An 18889-nucleotide genomic window follows, 5' to 3' on the forward strand; every position below is an offset into this window, starting at 1 on the left:
CCGGTTATCATCTGCAGAGAGGTGCTTCACATGAAATATGTCCACCCCGGTTTGCCTGGCTCGCTGGTTTCGTTCCGCAAACGCTATGGCAACTACATTGGCGGCAAATTTGTCGAACCGGTATCCGGCAACTACTTCACCAACACCTCGCCGGTGACCGGCCAGCCGATCGCCGAATTCCCGCGTTCCGACGCCAAAGACATCGAGCTGGCGCTCGACGCGGCGCATGCGGCGGCGGACGCCTGGGGCAAAACCAGCGTGCAGGAACGTTCCAACGTGCTGCTGGCGATCGCCGATCGCATCGAGTCGCGGTTGGAGATGCTGGCGCTGACCGAAACCTGGGACAACGGCAAACCGATCCGCGAAACCCTGAACGCCGATCTGCCGCTGGCGGTCGATCATTTCCGCTACTTCGCCGGTTGCCTGCGCGCGCAGGAGGGCACCGCAGCGGAAATCGACCAAAACACCGTGGCCTACCATATCTATGAACCGCTGGGCGTGGTCGGCCAGATCATTCCGTGGAACTTCCCGCTGTTGATGGCTGCCTGGAAACTGGCACCGGCGCTGGCGGGCGGTAACTGCGTGGTGCTGAAACCGGCGGAACAGACGCCGCTCGGCATCAGCGTGTTGATGGAAGAGATCGGCGATCTGCTGCCGCCGGGCGTACTCAACGTGGTGCAAGGCTTCGGCGCCGAGGCCGGCGAAGCGCTGGCGCGCAGCAAACGCATCGAAAAAATCGCCTTCACCGGTTCCACGCCGGTCGGCCGTCACATCCTCGCCTGTGCGGCGGAGAACATTATCCCCAGTACCGTCGAGCTGGGCGGCAAATCGCCGAATATCTATTTTGAAGACATCATGCAGGCGGAACCGGAGTTTATCGACAAGGCGGTTGAGGGGCTGGTGCTGGGCTTCTTCAACCAGGGAGAGGTTTGCACCTGCCCTTCACGGGCGTTGATTCAGGAATCCATCTACCCGCAGTTTATGGAGAAAGTGCTGGCGCGCATCGCCGCCATCCGCCAGGGCGATCCCTTCGACACCGAGACCATGATCGGCGCCCAGGCGTCCAAGCAGCAGTACGACAAGATCCTGTCCTATATCGAGATCGCTAAAAACGAGGGAGGCAAAATCGTGGTGGGCGGCGAACCCGCCCAGCGTGGCGACGAAGTGCAAAACGGTTTCTATCTGCAGCCAACGCTGATTACCGGCAACAACAGCATGCGTTTCTTCCGCGAGGAAATCTTCGGGCCGGTGATTGGCGTTACCACCTTCAAGGATGAGGCCGAAGCCCTGGCGCTGGCCAACGATACCGAGTTTGGACTGGGCGCCGGGTTGTGGACCCGCGACATCAACCGCGCCTACCGCATGGGACGCGCGATCAAGGCCGGCCGCGTATGGACCAACTGCTACCACCTGTATCCAGCGCACGCCGCGTTCGGCGGCTACAAGAACTCCGGCATCGGACGCGAAACCCACAAGGCGGCGCTGTCGCACTATCAACAGGTGAAAAACCTGCTGGTCAGCTACGACGCCAAACCGCTGGGTTTGTTCTGACTCGCGGTAACAACAACAAGGCCACCCGCAGGTGGCCTTTTTTTCACGCAGTGGATGACGCGGGTTATTTCGCCATGCCGAGATCGATCACCATGCGCCCGCGAATGGTGCCCGCCTTCATCTCGTCGAAGATGGCGTTGATATCGCCCAGCGGCCGCTTGGTCACTTTCGGCGTCACCTTGCCTTCGGCAGCGAACTGGAACGCCTCTTTCAGGTCTTCGCGCGTGCCCACCAGCGAGCCGACCACCTGAATGCCGTCCAGCACCAGGCGCGGAATGCTCAGATCCATGCTCTCCGGCGGCAGCCCCACCGCCACCACTTTACCGCCGGCGCGCACCGCATTGACCGCCGAGTTGAAGGCGGCTTTCGCCACCGCCGTCACTACCGCCGCATGAGCGCCGCCGGTTTGCTGCTGAATGATCTCTTCCGCATTTTGCGTTTTGGAGTTGATGGTCAGATCGGCGCCGATCTGTTTGGCGAACTCCAGCTGGCCGTCGTTGACGTCGATGGCGATCACTTTGGCATTAAACACGTTCTTGGCGTACTGCAGCGCCAGGTTGCCCAGCCCGCCCAGGCCATAGATGGCGATCCACTGCCCCGGTTTGATATCGGAAATTTTCACCGCTTTGTAGGTGGTGACACCGGCGCAGGTGATGCTGCTGGCGGCGAAAGAATCGAGCCCGTCCGGCACTTTCACCGCGTAGTCCGCCACCACGATGCACTCTTCCGCCATGCCGCCGTCAACGCTGTAGCCGGCGTTTTTCACCGAGCGGCACAGGGTCTCGTTGCCGCTGACGCAATACTCGCAATGGCCGCAACCCTGGTAAAACCAGGCGACGCTGGCGCGGTCACCCACTTTTAACGAGGTGACGCCCTCACCGACGGCGGAGACCACGCCGATGCCTTCATGCCCCAACGTAATGCCCGGCACCTCGCCGAAATCGCCGTTTTTCACGTGCAAATCGGTGTGGCATACCCCGCAACACTCCATTTTCAACGCCGCTTCGCCGTGCTTGAGCGGGCGCAGCACTTTATCCTGAATATCTACGGTATGGTTTTTCGTCACTACGGCAGCTTTCATGGTGTTTTCCTTAGCAGAGTGGGAAGTACAGTTGTTAATGTAGTGACTGTATTCGGTGAGGGCAAGCACCGCGTGTTTTGTGTAAAAACAAATAATTAAATATGAATCAGGATGATTATTTCATAAAAAACAATTAACAGACGGCGCGATCTCATTCGAATTGACAGCCGCCCCAGCGGCGGCGGATGATAAGAAAGGGTCAAGATATTGCCTACATGTCATCAACGAGGCGCGATCGGGCCACCAACGCAAAATGAAGAGGCAACTGCACATGTTCTCCAAAATACAGTTCCGCTGGTGGAGCGTGCCACTGGCCGTGCTGCTTACCGTTGCGCTCTTTATGGCGCTGGATAGCTGGGGCCTAACCCAGGGGGTTAGTGGCTTGTTGCGTTCGCTGCTCGTGAGCAGCGTCAGCGTTATTTTGCTGTATGGCATCAACCGGATTGCCGCAAAACAAGCATCAAACCACTGACACCACGGCCCTACTGCCGGCGCCGATGATTTCTGTCTATTCCACCTGAAATGTTGTTGTTTGACTCATCCCTTGAATCGATTAACAGGAATTTTGAGGTAGTGCTGCCCATCGTCTTCGCAGTCGGGCAGCACGCCGCCGCGAATATTGACCTGCAGCGCCATCAGCATGAGTTCCGGATGCGGCAGCGTGGCGTCCCGCTGCTTTCTTTGCGCAATAAATCGGGACTTATCCATATTGACCACCCAGGGATTGTTCTCGCGCTGCTCTCTCACCGTGCTTTCCCAGCGGGCCTCACGCCCCGCCGGGCGGTAATCATGGCCGGTAAACAGCCGGGTATCCGCAGGCAGGCTCAGAATCCGCTGCAATGAATCCCATAAGACTTCCGCATTGCCGCCGGGGAAATCGGCCCTTGCGGTGCCGCTGTCCGGCATGAAGAACGTATCGTGGATAAAGGCCGCATCCGCAATGTAATAAGTGACCGACGCCAGAGTGTGCCCGGGAGACAGCAAGACTTCAGCGCGCAGGTTGCCGATAAAAAAGACGTCTCCATCCGCGAACAGCGCATCCCAGACGGTATTGGCCGCAGGCAGGTCTTTTAAATTGTAGATCTCTTCCCACAGCCCCTGAACGGCGGCAATTTTTTCGCCGATGCCGGTGAAGGCGCCGGTTTTCTGCGCCAGCCAGGTGGCGGCGGAGAAGTGGTCGGCATGCGGATGGGTATCCAATACCCAGGCGACGCCCCACCCCCGTTGCTGAATAAAATCCAGGATCTTGCGGGCCTGCTGGTGCGATACCGTTCCCGAGCGGCGGTCAAAATCCAGCACCGGATCGATGATCGCACAGCGGCGCGCTGCGGGATCGGCGACGACATACTGCAGGCTGCCGCTTTCCGGCTCATAAAACGCGTGCACTTCCGCGTGAGGCTGAACGGCCTGATGCCGACCATACCAGCCCAGCGCCTTATCGGCATCGGCGCCATACTCTGCGCACTGGCTGCGAAATTGCGCTTCGTCTATCTGGCCTTCGCGCAGCGCATACAGCAGGGAAAGGCAGGCTGAACGCGCTCCGCTCCTGCAATGCGCCAGGGTCTTCTCACCCCGCCGCAACAGGTAATGGAAGGTATAAACGGTCTCCCAGGTCAGCGTGTCGAACGTGTAAGGCAGATAGACGTAGCCCATTCCCCATTGCTCAGCCAACGCTTTCTCTTGTTGATGGTTAAGGTACTCTCCCGGCTCTTCATCTGGTCGATTGTTGACGATAAACCGATAGCCTTGTTGATGCAGGATAGCGAAATCATTCGCTGCGGGCGCCCCCGAAAAGGAGAGCTGATGATGGTAAGTACGGATGTGCATATTTTTTCCTTTTGTTTTATAGGCTTTTAAAAAGCATATAAAGGGCCAGCACCAGCAACATGCCGGCATAGAGCACACGGATAATGTCCTCGCGTTTTTTCAGGCGCTCGGTGAGCGTCACTCCCACGACGCCCCCCAGAACGCCGCCGACAATGAGCCAGCAGGTAATGGCCAGCGACACCTTGCCGGACATGGCATAGCTTGCGCTTGTCGATAATCCCATGGCGGAAACCACGACCAGTGAGGTCGCCACCGCTTCAACCAGCGAAAAGCGGAAGAACCAGAGCAGAGCCGGCACCACCAAAAATCCGCCGCCGATGCCCAAAAAACCGGCCACCGCGCCCAGCGCCAGCACGCTGGGCCACACGATGGCGGGATGAAATGTCGGATGGGAGGACGGTAATCCGTTGCCTGCCCGATGATTTCTTTTCAGCGTCAATCCGGCGACAACCAGCATCAGCAAAGAGAAAGGCAGGGTTAAATGGTGCCCGTCCGTCATTTTTCCCACCTGAGAGCCCACCAGCGTTCCCACCACCGCCACCAGCGAAACGGTAACGCCGGTCTGCCACCGGACGTTTCCTTTGGCGGCATGAACAAAAAGATTGATCAGCGCACTAATGGCAACGGACATGGCACTGGTGCCTATAACCAAGTGGGTATCCGGGATTTTCACCATATACAGCAGCAAGGGCACGCAGACGATGGATCCGCCTCCCCCGGTCAGAGCCAGGAGAAATCCGACTATTCCCCCGGTTATCACCAACAGCGTCAGGGTATAAAAAGTAAAATGGAAAAAATCCAATGCATTAATTCCCTTTCGATATTTATGGCATTTATTAACGATCAGTTTGCGTTGATTGTCAAATAACTTATTACATTTAGCTATTACATATAGCAAAATCGAATATGTCATTTTTAATATAACCATAAGTTCTATAAATTATCTTTAAATCTGAGCCGCAACCACCTACTTTCTTATGAAAGGAGACCTGCATGAAACCAGAAAAAATAAACACCCTGAAGAAAGTTGTTGTTATTGGCGGTGGTTCATCTGGCATCGGCGTCATCGCAAGCATAAGGAAGCGAGTTAAAGATGCGGATATAACTGTCGTTGAACCCAATGACTGTCATTATTACCAGCCGGCATGGACCCTGGTAGGCGGCGGGCTCTTTGATATAAGTAAAACGCGGCGCGCCATGCGCGATGTTATTCCTTCTGGCGTCTCATGGCTCCAGGACAGCGTTGTCAGGGTTGACCCCGATGAAAAATATATCGAGACCCGTCAGGGGAAACGCGTAAGCTATGATTTCCTTATTGTTGCCTGCGGCCTTGTTTTACGTTGGGATAAAATAGAAGGCCTTGAAGAGACGTTAGGGTTTAACGGCGTCACCTCTAATTATCGTTTTGATCTTGCAGAATACACCTGGAAACTTGTCCGGGAGATGCAAGGCGGCAAGGCGATATTTTCCCAACCCACGCTTCCCATAAAATGCGCCGGTGCGCCGCAAAAAGCCTTATATCTTTCATGCGATCATTGGCGGCGACAAGGCGTTCTGAATAATATTAACGTCAATTTCTGCCTTGCGGGCACGGCGGTTTTCGGTGTGCCGCAATTTGTTCCTCCGCTGACCGATTATTTGAAAAGATACCGCGCACAGGTCAATTTTCGGCATAATTTAGTGTGCGTCGATGGGAAACGTCGGCAGGCGATCTTTGCTCTGGACAGTGATAGTGATGAAGAAGATAAACGTGAGGTCACACTGCCCTTCGACATGCTCCACGTTGTGCCGCCTCAGTCCGCACCGGCGTTTATTGCCCAAAGCGGCCTGTCTGACGGATCCGACTGGTGCGACGTGGATAAGTTCACTCTGCAGCATAAGCGCTGGCAGACGATTTTTGCCGTTGGCGACTGTTGCGCCACGCCCAACGCCAAAACCCTGGCTGCGGCTCGCAAACAGGTGGTGGTGGTAGCCGAGAACATCGCGGCGCTGATTAACGGCGCTCCGCCCACGGCGCATTACGATGGCTATGGCTCGTGCCCATTGACGGTAGAAAAAGGCAAGGTTGTGCTGGCTGAGTTTGGTTACGACAGTAAATTGCTCCCCACCTTTCCCCTGCTCGACAACACCCAACCCAGCCGCATGGCATGGTGGCTGAAAGCCTGGTTTTTACCCCGATTTTATTGGGCGGGCATGCTGCGTGGGGTCGAATGGCTCGCCAAAAGCAAACCATAGCGCCCGAGGGTCTGAGGCCGCCGCCGTTATCCGCGCTTGGCGGCCTCAGCAGGCGCTTGACTATTTGGCGCGACAAAGCCACCATCGCTTGCGAGCCATCGGGCTGATTGCAAGCCGCTTCCACTAACCGGTCGATCAATGATGAAAAACGCCCCCGCCGTTACGATTCACTACTGTTCACAATGCAATTGGCTGCTGCGCGCCGGCTGGATGGCGCAAGAGCTGCTCAATACCTTCGGCGACGATCTCGCCTCCGTCACCCTGATGCCGGGCACCGGCGGGGTCTATCAAATCAGCGTCGATGGCGTGATGATTTGGGATCGCAAGATTGACGGCGGTTTCCCCGATGCGGCGCAGTTGAAACAGCGGCTGCGCGATCACAGTTTCCCCGAGCGTTCTCTCGGCCACAGCGACGGTAAAAAAGCTCGGCACTGAGACCCGGAGCCCAGCTGGCGTAATGGCGAATTCAACTTAGCGCGTAGCTGGCCGCCATCACGACGCCATTCATGGTCATATGCAGCCCAATGGATAAAGCGAGTCCCTTGGATCTCACTCTGGCGGCCGTCAACACCAGCGAGATTAAAAACAGGGCAACCAACGTGCGCCAATCGGTGTACTGGGTATGTAAAACGGCAAAGATGACAGACACCGTTAACGCGGTCCAAAGCACCCTATCGTTAAACCAATACATCAGCGCGTTAAACAAACAGCCACGAAATACGATCTCTTCATAGATGGGGACGACGAAGATCAACAAGCCGGCATTGAGCGCTAAAATCTCACCGGGCAGCGCCACCTGCTCCGTCACCCAAGCTTCCGTTTTTTCCACGCCCAGCAAGCGCGGTAAAATGAATTGAATCACCAACAGAGCGAACAGCAGCAGCGCAAAGTCGCTGCGTTTAAGCTCGCCTTTGCCTAATCCTTCCCTGCGGCGGAAAAAGAGAAGGTACAGCGAAAATATAGCGACGAATTCCATCCCATACAGCAACGGCAGCAATAGTCCTTGCTGCATCAATACGGCGCGGTTCTCAATAAACAACGGAATAAATGTAATCAGGAACATCAGCAAGAACATGGAAAAACAGCCGTTGACGGCTCGTGTTCTCGCGATAAACGCGTTGTCAGTCATATAACCATCCTTAGTTTGAGCAGCCATCGACGCACGGTGGCAAGACAAGACAGAGCGGCAGTTTATGCCCATATGATGCCATTGTCATGCCTAAGGCTACGGCGAATGCCCAACCGCAAATATCCCCAAGCCATTGGCAAGCGGTTGATTTCGCCCGGGTCTCCTGCGCTATACTGAGCGCCCTTTTGACCACACTCAGATAATGTTATGGAACGTTTGTTAGAAAATGCGATGTACGCCTCTCGCTGGCTGCTGGCGCCGGTGTATTTTGGCCTGTCGCTTACCCTGGTCGCTCTGTCGATCAAGTTTTTTCAGGAAATTCTCCACGTCCTGCCAAATATTTTTGCCGTTACCGAAGCCGATCTGGTGCTAACCTTGCTGTCGCTGATCGACATGGCGTTGGTCGGCGGCCTGTTGGTGATGGTGATGTTCTCCGGCTATGAAAACTTCGTCTCGCAGCTGGATATCAGCGAAGGGAAAGAGAAACTGAGCTGGCTGGGCAAAATGGACGCCACGTCGCTGAAAAACAAAGTCGCCGCGTCTATCGTCGCCATCTCCTCCATCCATTTGCTGCGGGTGTTTATGGATGCCAAGAACGTACCGGACAACAAGCTATTGTGGTATGTGATCATCCACCTCACCTTCGTGCTCTCCGCTTTCGTGATGGGCTACCTGGACAAGGTGACCCGCTCCAAGCACTAAGCTCGCCGCGACACCCGATCGTCAGGATCGGGTGCCTCTCCCACGCCTAACTCCCCCTGCGCGCCGCCGTCTGTTTTTTCACCTGGCACATTTGATGATAATTTTATTATAATGCCATTACACTCATAATGAACTGAACGCCGGCATCGCACCGGTTTCGCCGCAGACAGGATCACGCACTCCCATGCCATTGAATGGTCAACCCCTGCAATTCAACGATATTCAGGCGATTTTGCCTCATCGCTATCCCTGTCTGTTGGTCGATCGCGTGCTGCCCGCCGGTACCTGCATCGCCGAAGGGCGGCTGAGCGCCATCAAGAACATCACCGCCAATGAGCCGACGTTCTGGAGCGGCCACGCGCATTTCGCCGGTTTTCCCGGCGTGCTGTTGGTGGAAGCGCTGGCGCAAAGCACCGGTCTGTTGGCGCATTACTATCTCGGGGCGCTCAATGAAGGGGAACATTACTACTTCGCCGCCATTCAGCGGGCGCGGTTTTATCGCGCCGCCCGTCCCGGCGACCAGGTGTTGATGGAGGTCGCTTTCGTGCGTCGGCGCGGGGCGATCGCCCGCTTCACCGGCCGCGCCAGCATCGATGGCCGGCGCATTTGCACCGCCGATTTCATGTGCGCCCGTAAATAGGCCGCTTGCCAAAGGAGCCCTGCGAATACCATGTCTCTGGTTGACAGCTTACTCAGAACCCTCGATTTCTCCCCGCGCGGTCAGGTGATCGCCCGCGAAGCCGACGCCTGGGGCGAAATCATCGTTTCCGATCACAAGGACTACCGCACGCTTCGGTTTGACGGCATCTGCGAACAAAGCAAGATGAGCCTCAGCAACCCCGCGCAGCCGATCCACAACTACATCAAAGCGATGCTGATGGCGGTGGCCTGGCAGCCGCCGGCATCGGCGCTGATTCTGGGCCTGGGAGGCGGCAGCCTGCTGCGTGCGCTGCATGCCCTCGATCCGGCGATGCGTCTGGACGTGGTCGAGCTGCGCGCCGCGGTGATCGCCGTCGCGCGCCGCTACTTTACGCTGCCGGCCACCGACACTATCAGCCTGCGCACTGCCGACGCCATGGACTTCGTGCGCCCGCCCGCCGAGGCGCGCTACGATCTGATCTTTTCCGATCTCTATTCGGCGTTCGCCATGGATCCGCAGCAAGGCAGTCAGACATTTCTGGAGAACTGCGCCGCGCGGCTGAACGACGGGGGCTGGCTGGTGCTGAATTACCACGACCTGCCCGACGAAAACAGCCTGCTGTATCACAGCCTGCATCGGGTATTCAACACCGTGCTGTTTTGCGTCGCCCCCAGCGGCAACGTGATCATTTACGCTACGCCGGCCCGTGTGACGCTGCCGCTGAGCACGCTGCGCACGCTGGCCGCCGGCAGCGGCGAGTTGTTCAACTGCGAGCTCGGCTACCTGTCGCGCAAAATAGAGCGGCTGCATTTCCGCTGAACGCGGGCGGCGGCGCGCTCTGGCTGGCCGCTTCGCCCACATGGTATTATCATTCAGTTATCATTCTCTGGAGGATCCTGATGGAAAAGAAAACGGCGCGGCTGACGGTGCTGATTGACCCGGACAAAAAGAAAGCCCTGGAAGAACTCTGTCTGCAGCAGGACGTTACCCCTTCCCAAGTGGTGCGCCAGCTGATCCGCGATTATCTGCACAAGCATCAGGTGGATTATCCCAGCCAGCCGACGCACGCCAATCCCCGCGTCGAGAGCAATTGATCGGCGCCGGCTCCGCAAACCGTGAAGCGCGTTCGCCCCTGCGCGCGTCCTTAATCCGAATCCTCCGCTGCGGCCTGTCCATCCTGCGATATCGCTGCTACTGTTCTATGCCTTCACACTCTCTTTTCGGAAAGGAAGCGCCATGTTCAGCCATATTACCGTCGGCGTCAGCGATCTGGACGCCGCCGCCGCGTTCTACGACGCGATTTTGTTGCCGCTGGGATTACAACGGCGGGAAGTGACGCCGGACGGCGGCCCCGCCGCTCGCTGCTGGGTGATGCCGGGCCAGACACTGCCGCGTTTCTATGCCTACCAGCCCTTCGACCGGCAGCCCGCCAGCGCCGGCAACGGCAGCATGCTGGCCTTTCTCGCCGTCGATGAAGTGGCGGTCAAACGCGCCTACGCCGCCGGCCTGTTAGCGGGCGGCAGCAGTGAAGGAGAACCCGGCGAGCGCGCGCACTATGGCAAAGGCTATTTTGGCGCTTACCTGCGCGATCCCGACGGCAACAAGGTTCATTTGGTTTACCGGGGAGATCTCGCCTGATGAAATGTTCGGTTTACATCGCCACCAGCGTAGACGGATTCATTGCCGGTGCGGACGGCGACATCGACTGGCTGCTGCGTCCCGAATACGCTGTGTCGTTGCTCAACGGGTTGAGCTATGAGGCGTTTATCGCCGACGTCGACGCGCTGGTGATGGGACGCCATACCTATGAAAAAGTCCGCGCCTTTCCCGAATGGCCCTATGGCGAACTGCCGGTGGTGGTGCTGTCGACGCAGCCGCCCGCGCCGCAAGAAGCAGGCCACGTTCGCTGGATGAATGGCGAACCGGCGGCCATCGTCGCGCAGTTGGCCAGCCAAGGCTGCCGTCATCTGTATATCGACGGCGGCCAGACCGTGCAGCGCTTTCTGCAGGCCGGATTGATCGACGAATTGACCATCACGCGCGTGCCGCTGCTGCTGGGCGGCGGCATTCCCTTGTTCGGCGTCGATGCCCCTGAGCAGCGTCTGCGCTTGCTCGCCGTTACACAATCGGACAACGGTTTCGTACAAGAGCGTTATGCCGTTCAGCGCGCGTCATAACGCAGCGTCAATCGGCGGCCACCGAGGGCGATGAGCAACGCCGCCAACGCCAACAGCGCCGCCGCACCATAGGTCACCTGCATACCGTAAGCGGCCGCGGCGGCGGCGCCCGCCACCCGTTGCGAAGCCAGATAAAACAGCGCCCCCATCGCCGAAGCGCCGGTGATCGCGCCGAGGTTGCGCGCCAGGTTCACCATGCCGGCGATCAGTCCGCGCCGTTCAGGAAACAGATCCTTCATCAGCGCCGTGTTGTTGGCCACCTGGAACAGCGCATAGCCGGCGGTCAACAGCGCGATCGGCGCAACATAGCCAAGCACGCCCCAACTGCCCAGCAACGAGAGCAATGCCGCCCCGGCGGCCACCGCCGCCAGCCCAAACTGGGCGATGCGTTGCGATCCGAAGCGATCCACCAGATAGCCGGCCGGAATGCCGGTCAGAATGGCCACCGCCGGCCCCGCCGACATCACCAGCCCGACCTGCGCGGCGCTTAGGCCCAGCGCACGCGACAGATAGAACGGTCCGACCACCAGCGTGGCGGTCATCACCGTCATCACCAACGCACTGGCCGCCAGCCCCGCCGTCAAGGCCGGATGGCGGAACATCGTCGGCGCCAACAGCGGCGATGCGGCGCGGCGCTCCACGCGGATAAACAGCGCCCCCGCCAGCAAAGCGCCCAACATCAACGCCAGATTGAGCGCGCTGAAATTGCCGCGCCCGAGGGTCATCGCCAGCGAGTAACAGAGCAATGCGCCGCCCAGCAGCAACGTGCCGGCGCGATCGAAAGGTTCCGGACGCGCAGTCGTCCGTGGCCCATCTGGCAAGCAGCGCCAGACGAGCCACAACGCCAGCAGGCCCAGCGGCAGGTTGATCAGGAACATCGCCCGCCAGCCAAAACCGGCGATCAGCGCGCCGCCCAACGACGGGCCCAACGCGGTGCCCACCGCCGACATGGTGCCGAGCAGCCCCATCGCGCGGCCGATTTTTTCCGCGCCCAGCGCCTCGCCCGCAAGCGCCATGGCGATTGACATCATCACAGCGCCTCCCAGCCCCTGCGCTATGCGCGCCGCCAACAACAGCCAAAGCTGCGGAGCCAACGCGCAAGCCAGCGAAGCGGCGGTAAACAGCGCGATGCCCGCCAGCAGCAGGCGCCGGCGATTGCAGCTGTCGCCCAAGCGGCCGATGCCGATGATGCAGGTGGTGACGGCCAGCAGATAGCAGAGCAGCACCCACTGCACGGCCTGGAACGAGGCATGAAACGCGGCGGCGAGCACCGGCAGCCCGACGTTGGCGATGCTGATGCCGAGCGACGACAGCAGCATGCTCAGAGAAAGTGCGGCCAGTATGCCGCGGACGCCCTGCGGCGAAGGATGGGATAACATGATAAAGACTCCTGACATAGACTGAGGGTTAGCCTATGTCAGGGTCTGGAATGGCGGAAGACGCACGATATGCACTGTATCAATGCATCTGACGCCTTATCTGGCGCAACGCCTTTACCAGGCGGCGATCTCCGCCGCAGTGAGCGGCAGCGTTTGAGTGACGCCGGTTTCCGCCGCCAGGGTGGCCGCCTCGAGCACCGCCATCACCGCCAGCGCCTGCGACGCGGTAACCGGGTTGGTACCGGTGCCACGCAGCGCATCGCGCACCTGGAAGTAGTATTGGCGCTGATCGCCATCCGGCGTCGGCAGCGTGCGCGCCGGCTCCGTGCCGATAAACAGGCTCATCGCGTCGTCGTCTTTGCCCCAGTCCGCCGAGCCCGGCGTCACACCGGCCAGCAGCTGGCTCTCCTGCCCGTCGGCGCGCGCCTTGACCACGCTGCCCTTATCGCCGTGCACGGTAAAGCGTGAAACGCCGCCCGCCACCAGCATGCTGCCGTGCAGGATCACGCGGTGCGTCGGGTAGTTCAACACCACATGGGCCCAGTCATTGACCTGCGCGTTGGCGCGCAGCGTGGCGATGTTGGCCTGCACGCTGTGCGGCAACCCGAACAGCTGCAGCGCCTGATCGACCATGTGCGGCCCCAAATCGAACCACAGCCCGCTGCCGGGCAGGTTCTGTTCGCGCCAGCGCACCCGCACTTCTGGGCGGTAGCGATCGATGTGCGACTCAAAATGCGTTACCTTGCCGATCAGCCCCTGCTCGATCACCTGTTTCACCCCGAGGAAATCGCTGTCCCAGCGGCGGTTCTGGAATACCGACAGCAGGCGGCCGTGCTTCTCCGCCGCCGCAATCAGCGTGCGCGCCTCCGCCAGGTCCAGCGTAAACGGCTTATCCACCACCACATGCTTTCCCGCTTCCAGCGCGGCCAGCGCCAGCGGCGCATGGGTGGCGTTCGGCGAAGCAATCACCACCAGATCGACCTCCGGCAGGCGGATCGCCTCGAGCGGATCGGCGATCACGCGCGCATGCGGCAGGTCGGCGTGAACTTTGGCGGCGTCGCGCGAAGCCACCACGCTGAGTTCCAGCCCCGGCACGGCGTTGATCAGCGGCGCGTGAAACGCCTTGCCGACAAAGCCGTAGCCAATCAGCGCCACCTGCAACGGTTGAGCGTTATCGTTCATCAGTGTTCTCCTCTAGCGGTCGTCGGCGACGACACAAAGTTCAATCATTGATTGCTCGTCCAGGTTGTCCCACGGGCGATCGGTAAACAGGCGTTGGATCTGCGCCAGATCCGCAACGTGATGCGGTTCGCAGCGATCCAGCTTCATATGGTCGGCCACCAGCCAGCGCTCACCGCTGTTGGCCAGCATGGCGCGTTTGACCTCGGCATCGGCCTCTTCTCCGGCGCTCAGCCCCAGCTGAGCATGCACCGCGCAGGCGCCCAGCAAGGCGATGTCCGCGCGATAGCGTGCCAGCAACGCCAACGTGGCGCTGCCGGCGAACAGCCGTTGACGCGCATCCCACTGACCGCCCAGCAGGATCAGTTGGATCTCCGGCCTGTCGCTCAGGCACTGCGCGATATCCAGCGAGGCGGTGATCACCGTGGCCGGGCCGCGCAACGCTTGCGCCACCGCCAGCAGCGTACTGCCCGCATCCAGCATCAGAGTGCTGCCGGGCGGGATCTGTGCGGCCACCGCGCGGCCGAGCCGCTGTTTGATCTGCGGCAACAGCGCCGCGCGCGCCTGGCGCGGCATGCCGGACGGTTCAAGCGCGATCGCCCCGCCGTGATGTTTTTGCGCCAGCCCCTGCCGCTCGAGATCGGCCAGATCGCGGCGCACGGTATCGACGGAAACGCCGATGGCGTTGGCCAATTCCGCTACCGCCGCCTGCCCGCGTTCGCTGAGCAAATCCAGTAAATGTCGTTGTCGCGCCGCTTTGTGCATGGTTTATCCCGCAATAAAAAGCATTAAACAGCAATATACAGCAGAAAACGGCATCAGAGAAGACGCATTGGCGCGCACAGGAGATCAAACATCTTTTCGCCGCCTGGACAATGATGGAGGCAGAACGCATAACAACCAGGAGAAATGATGAGCATCGATCTGACGTTTGAAAACCTGAACGCGCGCGCCGTGCAATACAACGCCCGCGCTTCGGTCGAGGATTTTGACGCCTGCATGGCGGAATACGCCGCGCTGGCCCAGCGCGCCAAAGCGCAGACGCCGGGCATTTATGACCTGCGCTACGGCATGGGCGCCGCCGAACGCCTCGATCTGTTCCCGGCCAGCATTCAGCCCGCCCCGCTGCTGATCTTTATTCATGGCGGTTACTGGCATTCGCAGCGCAAAGAGGAAGCCTGTTCGATGGCCGCCGCGTTTGCCCGCCGCGGCGTGGCGGTCGCTACGTTGGAATACACGCTGGCGCCGGAAGCGACGCTGGCGGAGATCGTGCATGAGGTACGCAGCGCCGTCGCCTGGCTTTATCATCACGGGGCACCATTCGGCATCGATCCGGCGCGCATTTTCGTCAGCGGCAGTTCGGCCGGCGGGCATCTGTGCGGCATGCTGATCGCCGACGGCTGGCAGCAACGCTATCGTCTGCCGCCCGATGCGATCAAAGGCGCGTTGGCGCTGAGCGGCTTATACGATCTGCGCCCGCTGTGCGATATCTATATCAACGACTGGCTGCACCTGACGCCCGAGCAGGCGCACACCCTCAGCCCGCTGTTTCTGCTGCCGCCGAAAGGCCATGCGCCGCAGATCCTGCTCGACGTCGGCCAGCGGGAAACACAGGGGTTTAAAAACCAGACGCAGGCCTATTATGACGCTTGCCTGGCGCATGGTCTCGACGTCCAGCTGCTGGCAGACCGCCACTGCAATCACTTTACGTTGGTCAACGAGCTCGCCGATGCGGAAAGCGCGATGTTCCGGCAAGTGATGGCGATGATCGACGGCGCGCGAGGGTAGTTTGGCGTTGAACGGCGGCGTCGGTAGCGAGGCGAGTCGACGTAACGCGGCCGAGTTGGCCCTGGAATAGAAACGCCCGATGAACCTCATCGGGCTCCCTTAGCCCCGGCACTTCACCGTTGCGCTGCTGCAGTGATTAATAGGGGCCGTTGTCATGAGCGACAATGTCCGGGTAGACCGCCGCCACCTGCCATTGTTCGGCAATCAATCCCTGATCGTCGACACGCAGCAGATCCCAGAAAGAGTACGGCTGTTGCCGAACGTTACCACTGGAGTGCACGGCCACAAACTCACCTTCAGCGATAACATGCAGGATCTTGTCGTAATGTTGATGGCTTTGCGCCAACGCGTTCTGCAACGCCTCAAGGCCATCATCGACCTCTGGGCGATGTTGTTTGACGTCGCTTCGCACCAAAATGGACAGCTTGTCTCTGTGGCCATCAATGAGCACCGTTTGCACGTAGGCCTCACCGGCGGATTGACTGGCGTTGGTCAGTTGCGGCTGGCCCACTGCCGTCGGCCCGTCCAGTTGACTGCGCCCGGACGCGCTGACATGCAATCTGGGGATGGAAGCATCCCAGTGTTCTGCAATTTTATCGTCTTTAACCCGGAACATATCAAAACCAACGACCGCCTCACCGCCGGTAAATACGCCATTCAACCAGTTATGGTGTATGCCGTGCATCACCGCGAACTCCTGGTTGCCGATAATGCGCACCAGCTCGTAGCGATAATCCGGCCGTAATGTGGCGAGGAGATCGCGCAATCCTTCCGGGCCATCTTTTACATAGGGGCTATGCTGCCGGTAATGAGGATCCACGTAAGTATCGATAGCATTGGGATCGCCCGCCGTCATTAACGCATCCCACATTGCGGCAACTACTTCTTTTGCATTCATCATGACCACCTTATTTGAATTTATTCACATAAAGCTCGATAACCAGACAGTGAGTAGCAGATATTTCAGGGGTGACCAACCGGGGCCGCCAAACCGAAATCGACCAAGGCGGTATAGGGATTCCAATATTCCCGGTAATTCTTTATTTTCCCGTGCTCCAGCGTCACCACGGAAATATAATCTTGTTTGTAAAGCTTACCGCTCGGTTTGATGATTGCGGTTCCAGAGTAAGTAAAGAGATAGGTCCAGGGGGCATTGACTTTATGAGCACCCCAATTTTCCGCAGGACCTACATCCAGCTTTTCCATATACGGCGTCAGTGATGAAAAATAGGTTTTCATCGCCTCTTTCCCCCGTAGCTGCTTAAAGAACAAGCCAAACTCTTCGGGGGCGAAGGGAAAGTCCCAGCCACCCTCCTCGGTAAAATAAGGAAGCATGCGCGTCGGGTCTTCCGTCCAGCCGTTGACCGCGTGGCAAACGAACTCAGCGACCTGACGTGGGTTATCAGAGCCGGAATAAATCGTATCGTCTTGAGACATCATCACACCTCATTGTGTTAATAAGAGATAGTCATTAAGAAAAAATTCGACTTTCAGGGCATTAATTGAAAACCGTCACCGACATCAATAATCGCGCCGGTGAGCCATGCCGCCTTGGGACTAATCAAACAATGGCGATATCGGGCGTATTTGCCGCTCCCCGCTCCCGAATTATCACCCGCTGGTGGATGGCGCCGAAGGGCGAATACCCGTGTGGATCCAGCACTTCGATGCGCACCCGGTCACCGTGCGACAGATACGGTTGCAGTTTGCTCATACCGGCCAGCGACTGACGGATACGCGCTTCCGTTACACAGGCGCTGCCGGCGGCCGGATCGGCGTTGCTGATGGTTCCCGCGCCGATAATGCTGCCGGCGGACAGCGCTCGAGTCCGCGCGAGGTGCACGATGATTTGCCCAAAATTAAACACCGTGTCCTCACCCGCTTCAGGCGCACCGAACCATTTACCGTTCAGTTCGATACGCACCGGCAAGTGCAACATCTCGCCTCGCCACGCTGCCCATAACGCCGCCGGCGTGACCGCAATAGGCGCAAAGCTGGTCGCCGGCTTGCTTTGGTAGAAACCAAACCCACGCGCCAGCTCACTGGGGATCAAGCCGCGTAAGGATACGTCGTTCAACAAGACGACCAGGGCGATGCTGTCAATCGCCTGCTGCAGCGTGGCCCCCAGCGGCACATCCGTCGTGATCACCGCGATCTCCGCTTCAAAATCGACGTCGAACGCCGTGTCCGTAGCTTCGATCGGCGCGGTCCCCGCCAACATAACGTCGGAGCCTCCCTGATAAACCAGCGGAGTGTCTTCATACCCCGCGGGTATCGGTTCATTACGCCAGCGATACATCAGCTGCGCATGGTGTCGGTAGACCGAAGCATCCACCCATTGATAGGCGCGCGGCAGCGGCGCCAGGCAGGCAGCGGCGTCTAAACGGTCTCCGGACGCCCACCCTGTCGCTTCCAGCTCATGCGTCATCTGCACCAAGCGTGGCGCCACTGCCCGCCAATCATCCAGCGCATCCTGCAGCGTGGCCGCAATGTCAGGTATTGCCCGACAGCGCCGTTGGTCGGCCGACACCAGAACCAACTCACCATCGCGACGACCGTTGTCACGCGTCGCCAAACGTAAAGAGGGCTTAACATGGGTTGTCATGTTCTTACTCCCGCTTCGCTGTTGGTGCGGATCGCTCCGCATGCCATCTTGCCAGCTCATCGTGGGCTTTTCGTGCAAACGCCTCGATCGCCGCCGCCGGCGCGACTTCGGTTGTCAGTTCCAGACGAAAGCCGTTCGGGTCAAAAAAGTAAATCGACTCGAGATATCCATCGTGATCGGTCACCCCCAACACCTCTACGCCAGATTTTTCCAGGCGGCGGTGCATGGCGTCCAACGCCGCCCGGCTGCCGACGCGCAGCGCAATATGGTTGACCCATGCCGGCGTATTGGCGCTCGGCAACGCGGCGGTGTCGTCGCCAAGATCAAAGAAAGCGATATGTGAACCGTCGTTCATGCGAAAAAAGATATGCACATAGGGGCAATATTCGCCGGTGCTGGGAACGCGATCGTTTCTGATGACGTGTACCAACGGCAATCCGAGCAGATCTTCGTAAAAATGGCGCGTCTCCTCCGCGTTCCGGCAGCGCCAGGCGAAATGATGCAGTCCGTGGATGGGTTTAGCGCTGTCGTCAACGTCTGACGCTAATGAATGGTCAGTTTGCATGATGAACCTCCAGTAAGGGAGCGTCGCGCAA

22 protein-coding genes are annotated in these 18889 nt (G+C 59.0%); 11 read left to right on the forward strand and 11 right to left on the reverse strand.

The window, feature by feature from the left end; all coding sequences use genetic code 11:
- Positions 1-30 precede the first annotated feature (30 nt).
- The gene (gene exaC, locus AAIE04_RS14490; protein WP_498577203.1) at positions 31-1551 is read left to right on the forward strand and encodes an acetaldehyde dehydrogenase ExaC; all 1521 of its coding nucleotides are present in this window, start codon (positions 31-33) and stop codon (positions 1549-1551) included.
- A gap of 64 nt (positions 1552-1615) precedes the next feature.
- Here exaC and adhP read toward each other — a convergent pair whose 3' ends face one another.
- The gene (gene adhP / locus AAIE04_RS14495) at positions 1616-2632 is read right to left on the reverse strand and encodes an alcohol dehydrogenase AdhP (protein WP_004928541.1); all 1017 of its coding nucleotides are present in this window, start codon (positions 2630-2632) and stop codon (positions 1616-1618) included.
- 271 nt (positions 2633-2903) lie between these two features.
- Between adhP and AAIE04_RS14500 the strand changes: the two genes are divergently transcribed.
- Positions 2904-3104, forward strand: coding sequence for a hypothetical protein (locus tag AAIE04_RS14500; RefSeq protein WP_432525198.1), 201 nt, complete (start codon positions 2904-2906; stop codon positions 3102-3104).
- A 65-nt stretch (positions 3105-3169) separates the two neighbouring features.
- Here the strand turns inward: AAIE04_RS14500 and blh are convergent, their stop codons facing one another.
- Both blh and AAIE04_RS14510 read right to left on the reverse strand, forming a co-directional pair.
- Positions 3170-4528 (reverse strand): bifunctional sulfur transferase/dioxygenase Blh, encoded by a 1359-nt coding sequence (gene blh / locus AAIE04_RS14505; protein WP_498577266.1) that lies wholly within the window; start codon positions 4526-4528, stop codon positions 3170-3172.
- Positions 4476-5372: a sulfite exporter TauE/SafE family protein gene (locus AAIE04_RS14510; protein WP_230328901.1), complete on the reverse strand. Its 897-nt coding sequence runs from the start codon at positions 5370-5372 to the stop codon at positions 4476-4478. Before AAIE04_RS14510 ends, blh begins: the two co-directional genes overlap by 53 nt.
- An 80-nt stretch (positions 5373-5452) precedes the next feature.
- Between AAIE04_RS14510 and AAIE04_RS14515 the strand changes: the two genes are divergently transcribed.
- Together AAIE04_RS14515 and AAIE04_RS14520 are read left to right on the forward strand one after the other, a co-directional pair.
- Entirely contained in the window at positions 5453-6694 is a 1242-nt protein-coding gene (locus tag AAIE04_RS14515; protein ID WP_498577204.1) for an NAD(P)/FAD-dependent oxidoreductase, read from the forward strand.
- A 141-nt stretch (positions 6695-6835) separates the two neighbouring features.
- Positions 6836-7129 carry an Rdx family protein gene (locus tag AAIE04_RS14520; RefSeq protein WP_025159743.1) on the forward strand — a complete coding sequence of 98 codons (294 nt, stop codon included), beginning with the start codon at positions 6836-6838 and terminating at the stop codon, positions 7127-7129.
- Between the two features lie 31 nt (positions 7130-7160).
- Here the strand turns inward: AAIE04_RS14520 and AAIE04_RS14525 are convergent, their stop codons facing one another.
- Positions 7161-7823, reverse strand: coding sequence for a CPBP family intramembrane glutamic endopeptidase (locus tag AAIE04_RS14525; RefSeq protein ID WP_498577205.1), 663 nt, complete (start codon positions 7821-7823; stop codon positions 7161-7163).
- 207 nt (positions 7824-8030) lie between these two features.
- On the opposite strand from AAIE04_RS14525, the gene AAIE04_RS14530 reads away from it, so the two are divergent.
- The 6 genes from AAIE04_RS14530 to AAIE04_RS14555 all read left to right on the forward strand — a co-directional run bounded on the left by AAIE04_RS14530 (position 8031) and on the right by AAIE04_RS14555 (position 11342).
- Entirely contained in the window at positions 8031-8525 is a 495-nt protein-coding gene (locus AAIE04_RS14530; RefSeq protein ID WP_019455318.1) for a TIGR00645 family protein, read from the forward strand.
- 184 nt (positions 8526-8709) lie between these two features.
- Positions 8710-9165 carry a 3-hydroxyacyl-ACP dehydratase FabZ gene (gene fabZ / locus AAIE04_RS14535; RefSeq protein WP_019455317.1) on the forward strand — a complete coding sequence of 152 codons (456 nt, stop codon included), beginning with the start codon at positions 8710-8712 and terminating at the stop codon, positions 9163-9165.
- A gap of 30 nt (positions 9166-9195) precedes the next feature.
- A complete protein-coding gene (locus tag AAIE04_RS14540) occupies positions 9196-9984 on the forward strand; it encodes a spermidine synthase (protein ID WP_019455316.1) in 789 nt (262 codons plus the stop codon).
- Between the two features lie 80 nt (positions 9985-10064).
- Positions 10065-10259 carry a ribbon-helix-helix protein gene (locus AAIE04_RS14545; protein ID WP_004928567.1) on the forward strand — a complete coding sequence of 65 codons (195 nt, stop codon included), beginning with the start codon at positions 10065-10067 and terminating at the stop codon, positions 10257-10259.
- Between the two features lie 142 nt (positions 10260-10401).
- Positions 10402-10803 carry a VOC family protein gene (locus tag AAIE04_RS14550; protein WP_498577206.1) on the forward strand — a complete coding sequence of 134 codons (402 nt, stop codon included), beginning with the start codon at positions 10402-10404 and terminating at the stop codon, positions 10801-10803.
- A complete protein-coding gene (locus AAIE04_RS14555; protein WP_498056065.1) occupies positions 10803-11342 on the forward strand; it encodes a dihydrofolate reductase family protein in 540 nt (179 codons plus the stop codon). The genes AAIE04_RS14550 and AAIE04_RS14555 overlap by 1 nt, the downstream gene beginning before the upstream one ends.
- On the opposite strand, the gene AAIE04_RS14560 is transcribed toward AAIE04_RS14555, so the two are convergent.
- The 3 genes from AAIE04_RS14560 to AAIE04_RS14570 form a co-directional block, all read right to left on the reverse strand.
- A complete protein-coding gene (locus AAIE04_RS14560; RefSeq protein ID WP_498577207.1) occupies positions 11327-12721 on the reverse strand; it encodes an MFS transporter in 1395 nt (464 codons plus the stop codon). The two genes, AAIE04_RS14555 and AAIE04_RS14560, sit on opposite strands and share 16 nt — an antisense overlap.
- Positions 12722-12835: 114 nt before the next feature.
- Positions 12836-13903: an oxidoreductase gene (locus AAIE04_RS14565; RefSeq protein ID WP_019456302.1), complete on the reverse strand. Its 1068-nt coding sequence runs from the start codon at positions 13901-13903 to the stop codon at positions 12836-12838.
- 12 nt (positions 13904-13915) lie between these two features.
- On the reverse strand, positions 13916-14665 hold the full coding sequence (locus AAIE04_RS14570; protein ID WP_019456303.1) for a DeoR/GlpR family DNA-binding transcription regulator: 750 nt from the start codon (positions 14663-14665) through the stop codon (positions 13916-13918).
- 147 nt (positions 14666-14812) lie between these two features.
- On the opposite strand from AAIE04_RS14570, the gene AAIE04_RS14575 reads away from it, so the two are divergent.
- Positions 14813-15688, forward strand: coding sequence for an alpha/beta hydrolase (locus AAIE04_RS14575; protein ID WP_019456304.1), 876 nt, complete (start codon positions 14813-14815; stop codon positions 15686-15688).
- Between the two features lie 136 nt (positions 15689-15824).
- Here the strand turns inward: AAIE04_RS14575 and AAIE04_RS14580 are convergent, their stop codons facing one another.
- The 4 genes from AAIE04_RS14580 to AAIE04_RS14595 form a co-directional block, all read right to left on the reverse strand.
- A complete protein-coding gene (locus AAIE04_RS14580; RefSeq protein WP_498577208.1) occupies positions 15825-16589 on the reverse strand; it encodes a nuclear transport factor 2 family protein in 765 nt (254 codons plus the stop codon).
- 62 nt (positions 16590-16651) lie between these two features.
- Entirely contained in the window at positions 16652-17128 is a 477-nt protein-coding gene (locus tag AAIE04_RS14585; protein WP_498577209.1) for a nuclear transport factor 2 family protein, read from the reverse strand.
- Between the two features lie 121 nt (positions 17129-17249).
- On the reverse strand, positions 17250-18293 hold the full coding sequence (locus AAIE04_RS14590; protein ID WP_498577210.1) for a fumarylacetoacetate hydrolase family protein: 1044 nt from the start codon (positions 18291-18293) through the stop codon (positions 17250-17252).
- A 4-nt stretch (positions 18294-18297) separates the two neighbouring features.
- Positions 18298-18858 carry a VOC family protein gene (locus tag AAIE04_RS14595; RefSeq protein ID WP_498577211.1) on the reverse strand — a complete coding sequence of 187 codons (561 nt, stop codon included), beginning with the start codon at positions 18856-18858 and terminating at the stop codon, positions 18298-18300.
- Between the last annotated feature and the right edge of the window lie 31 nt (positions 18859-18889).

The organism is Serratia sp. Ae19-1, assembly GCF_059801225.1.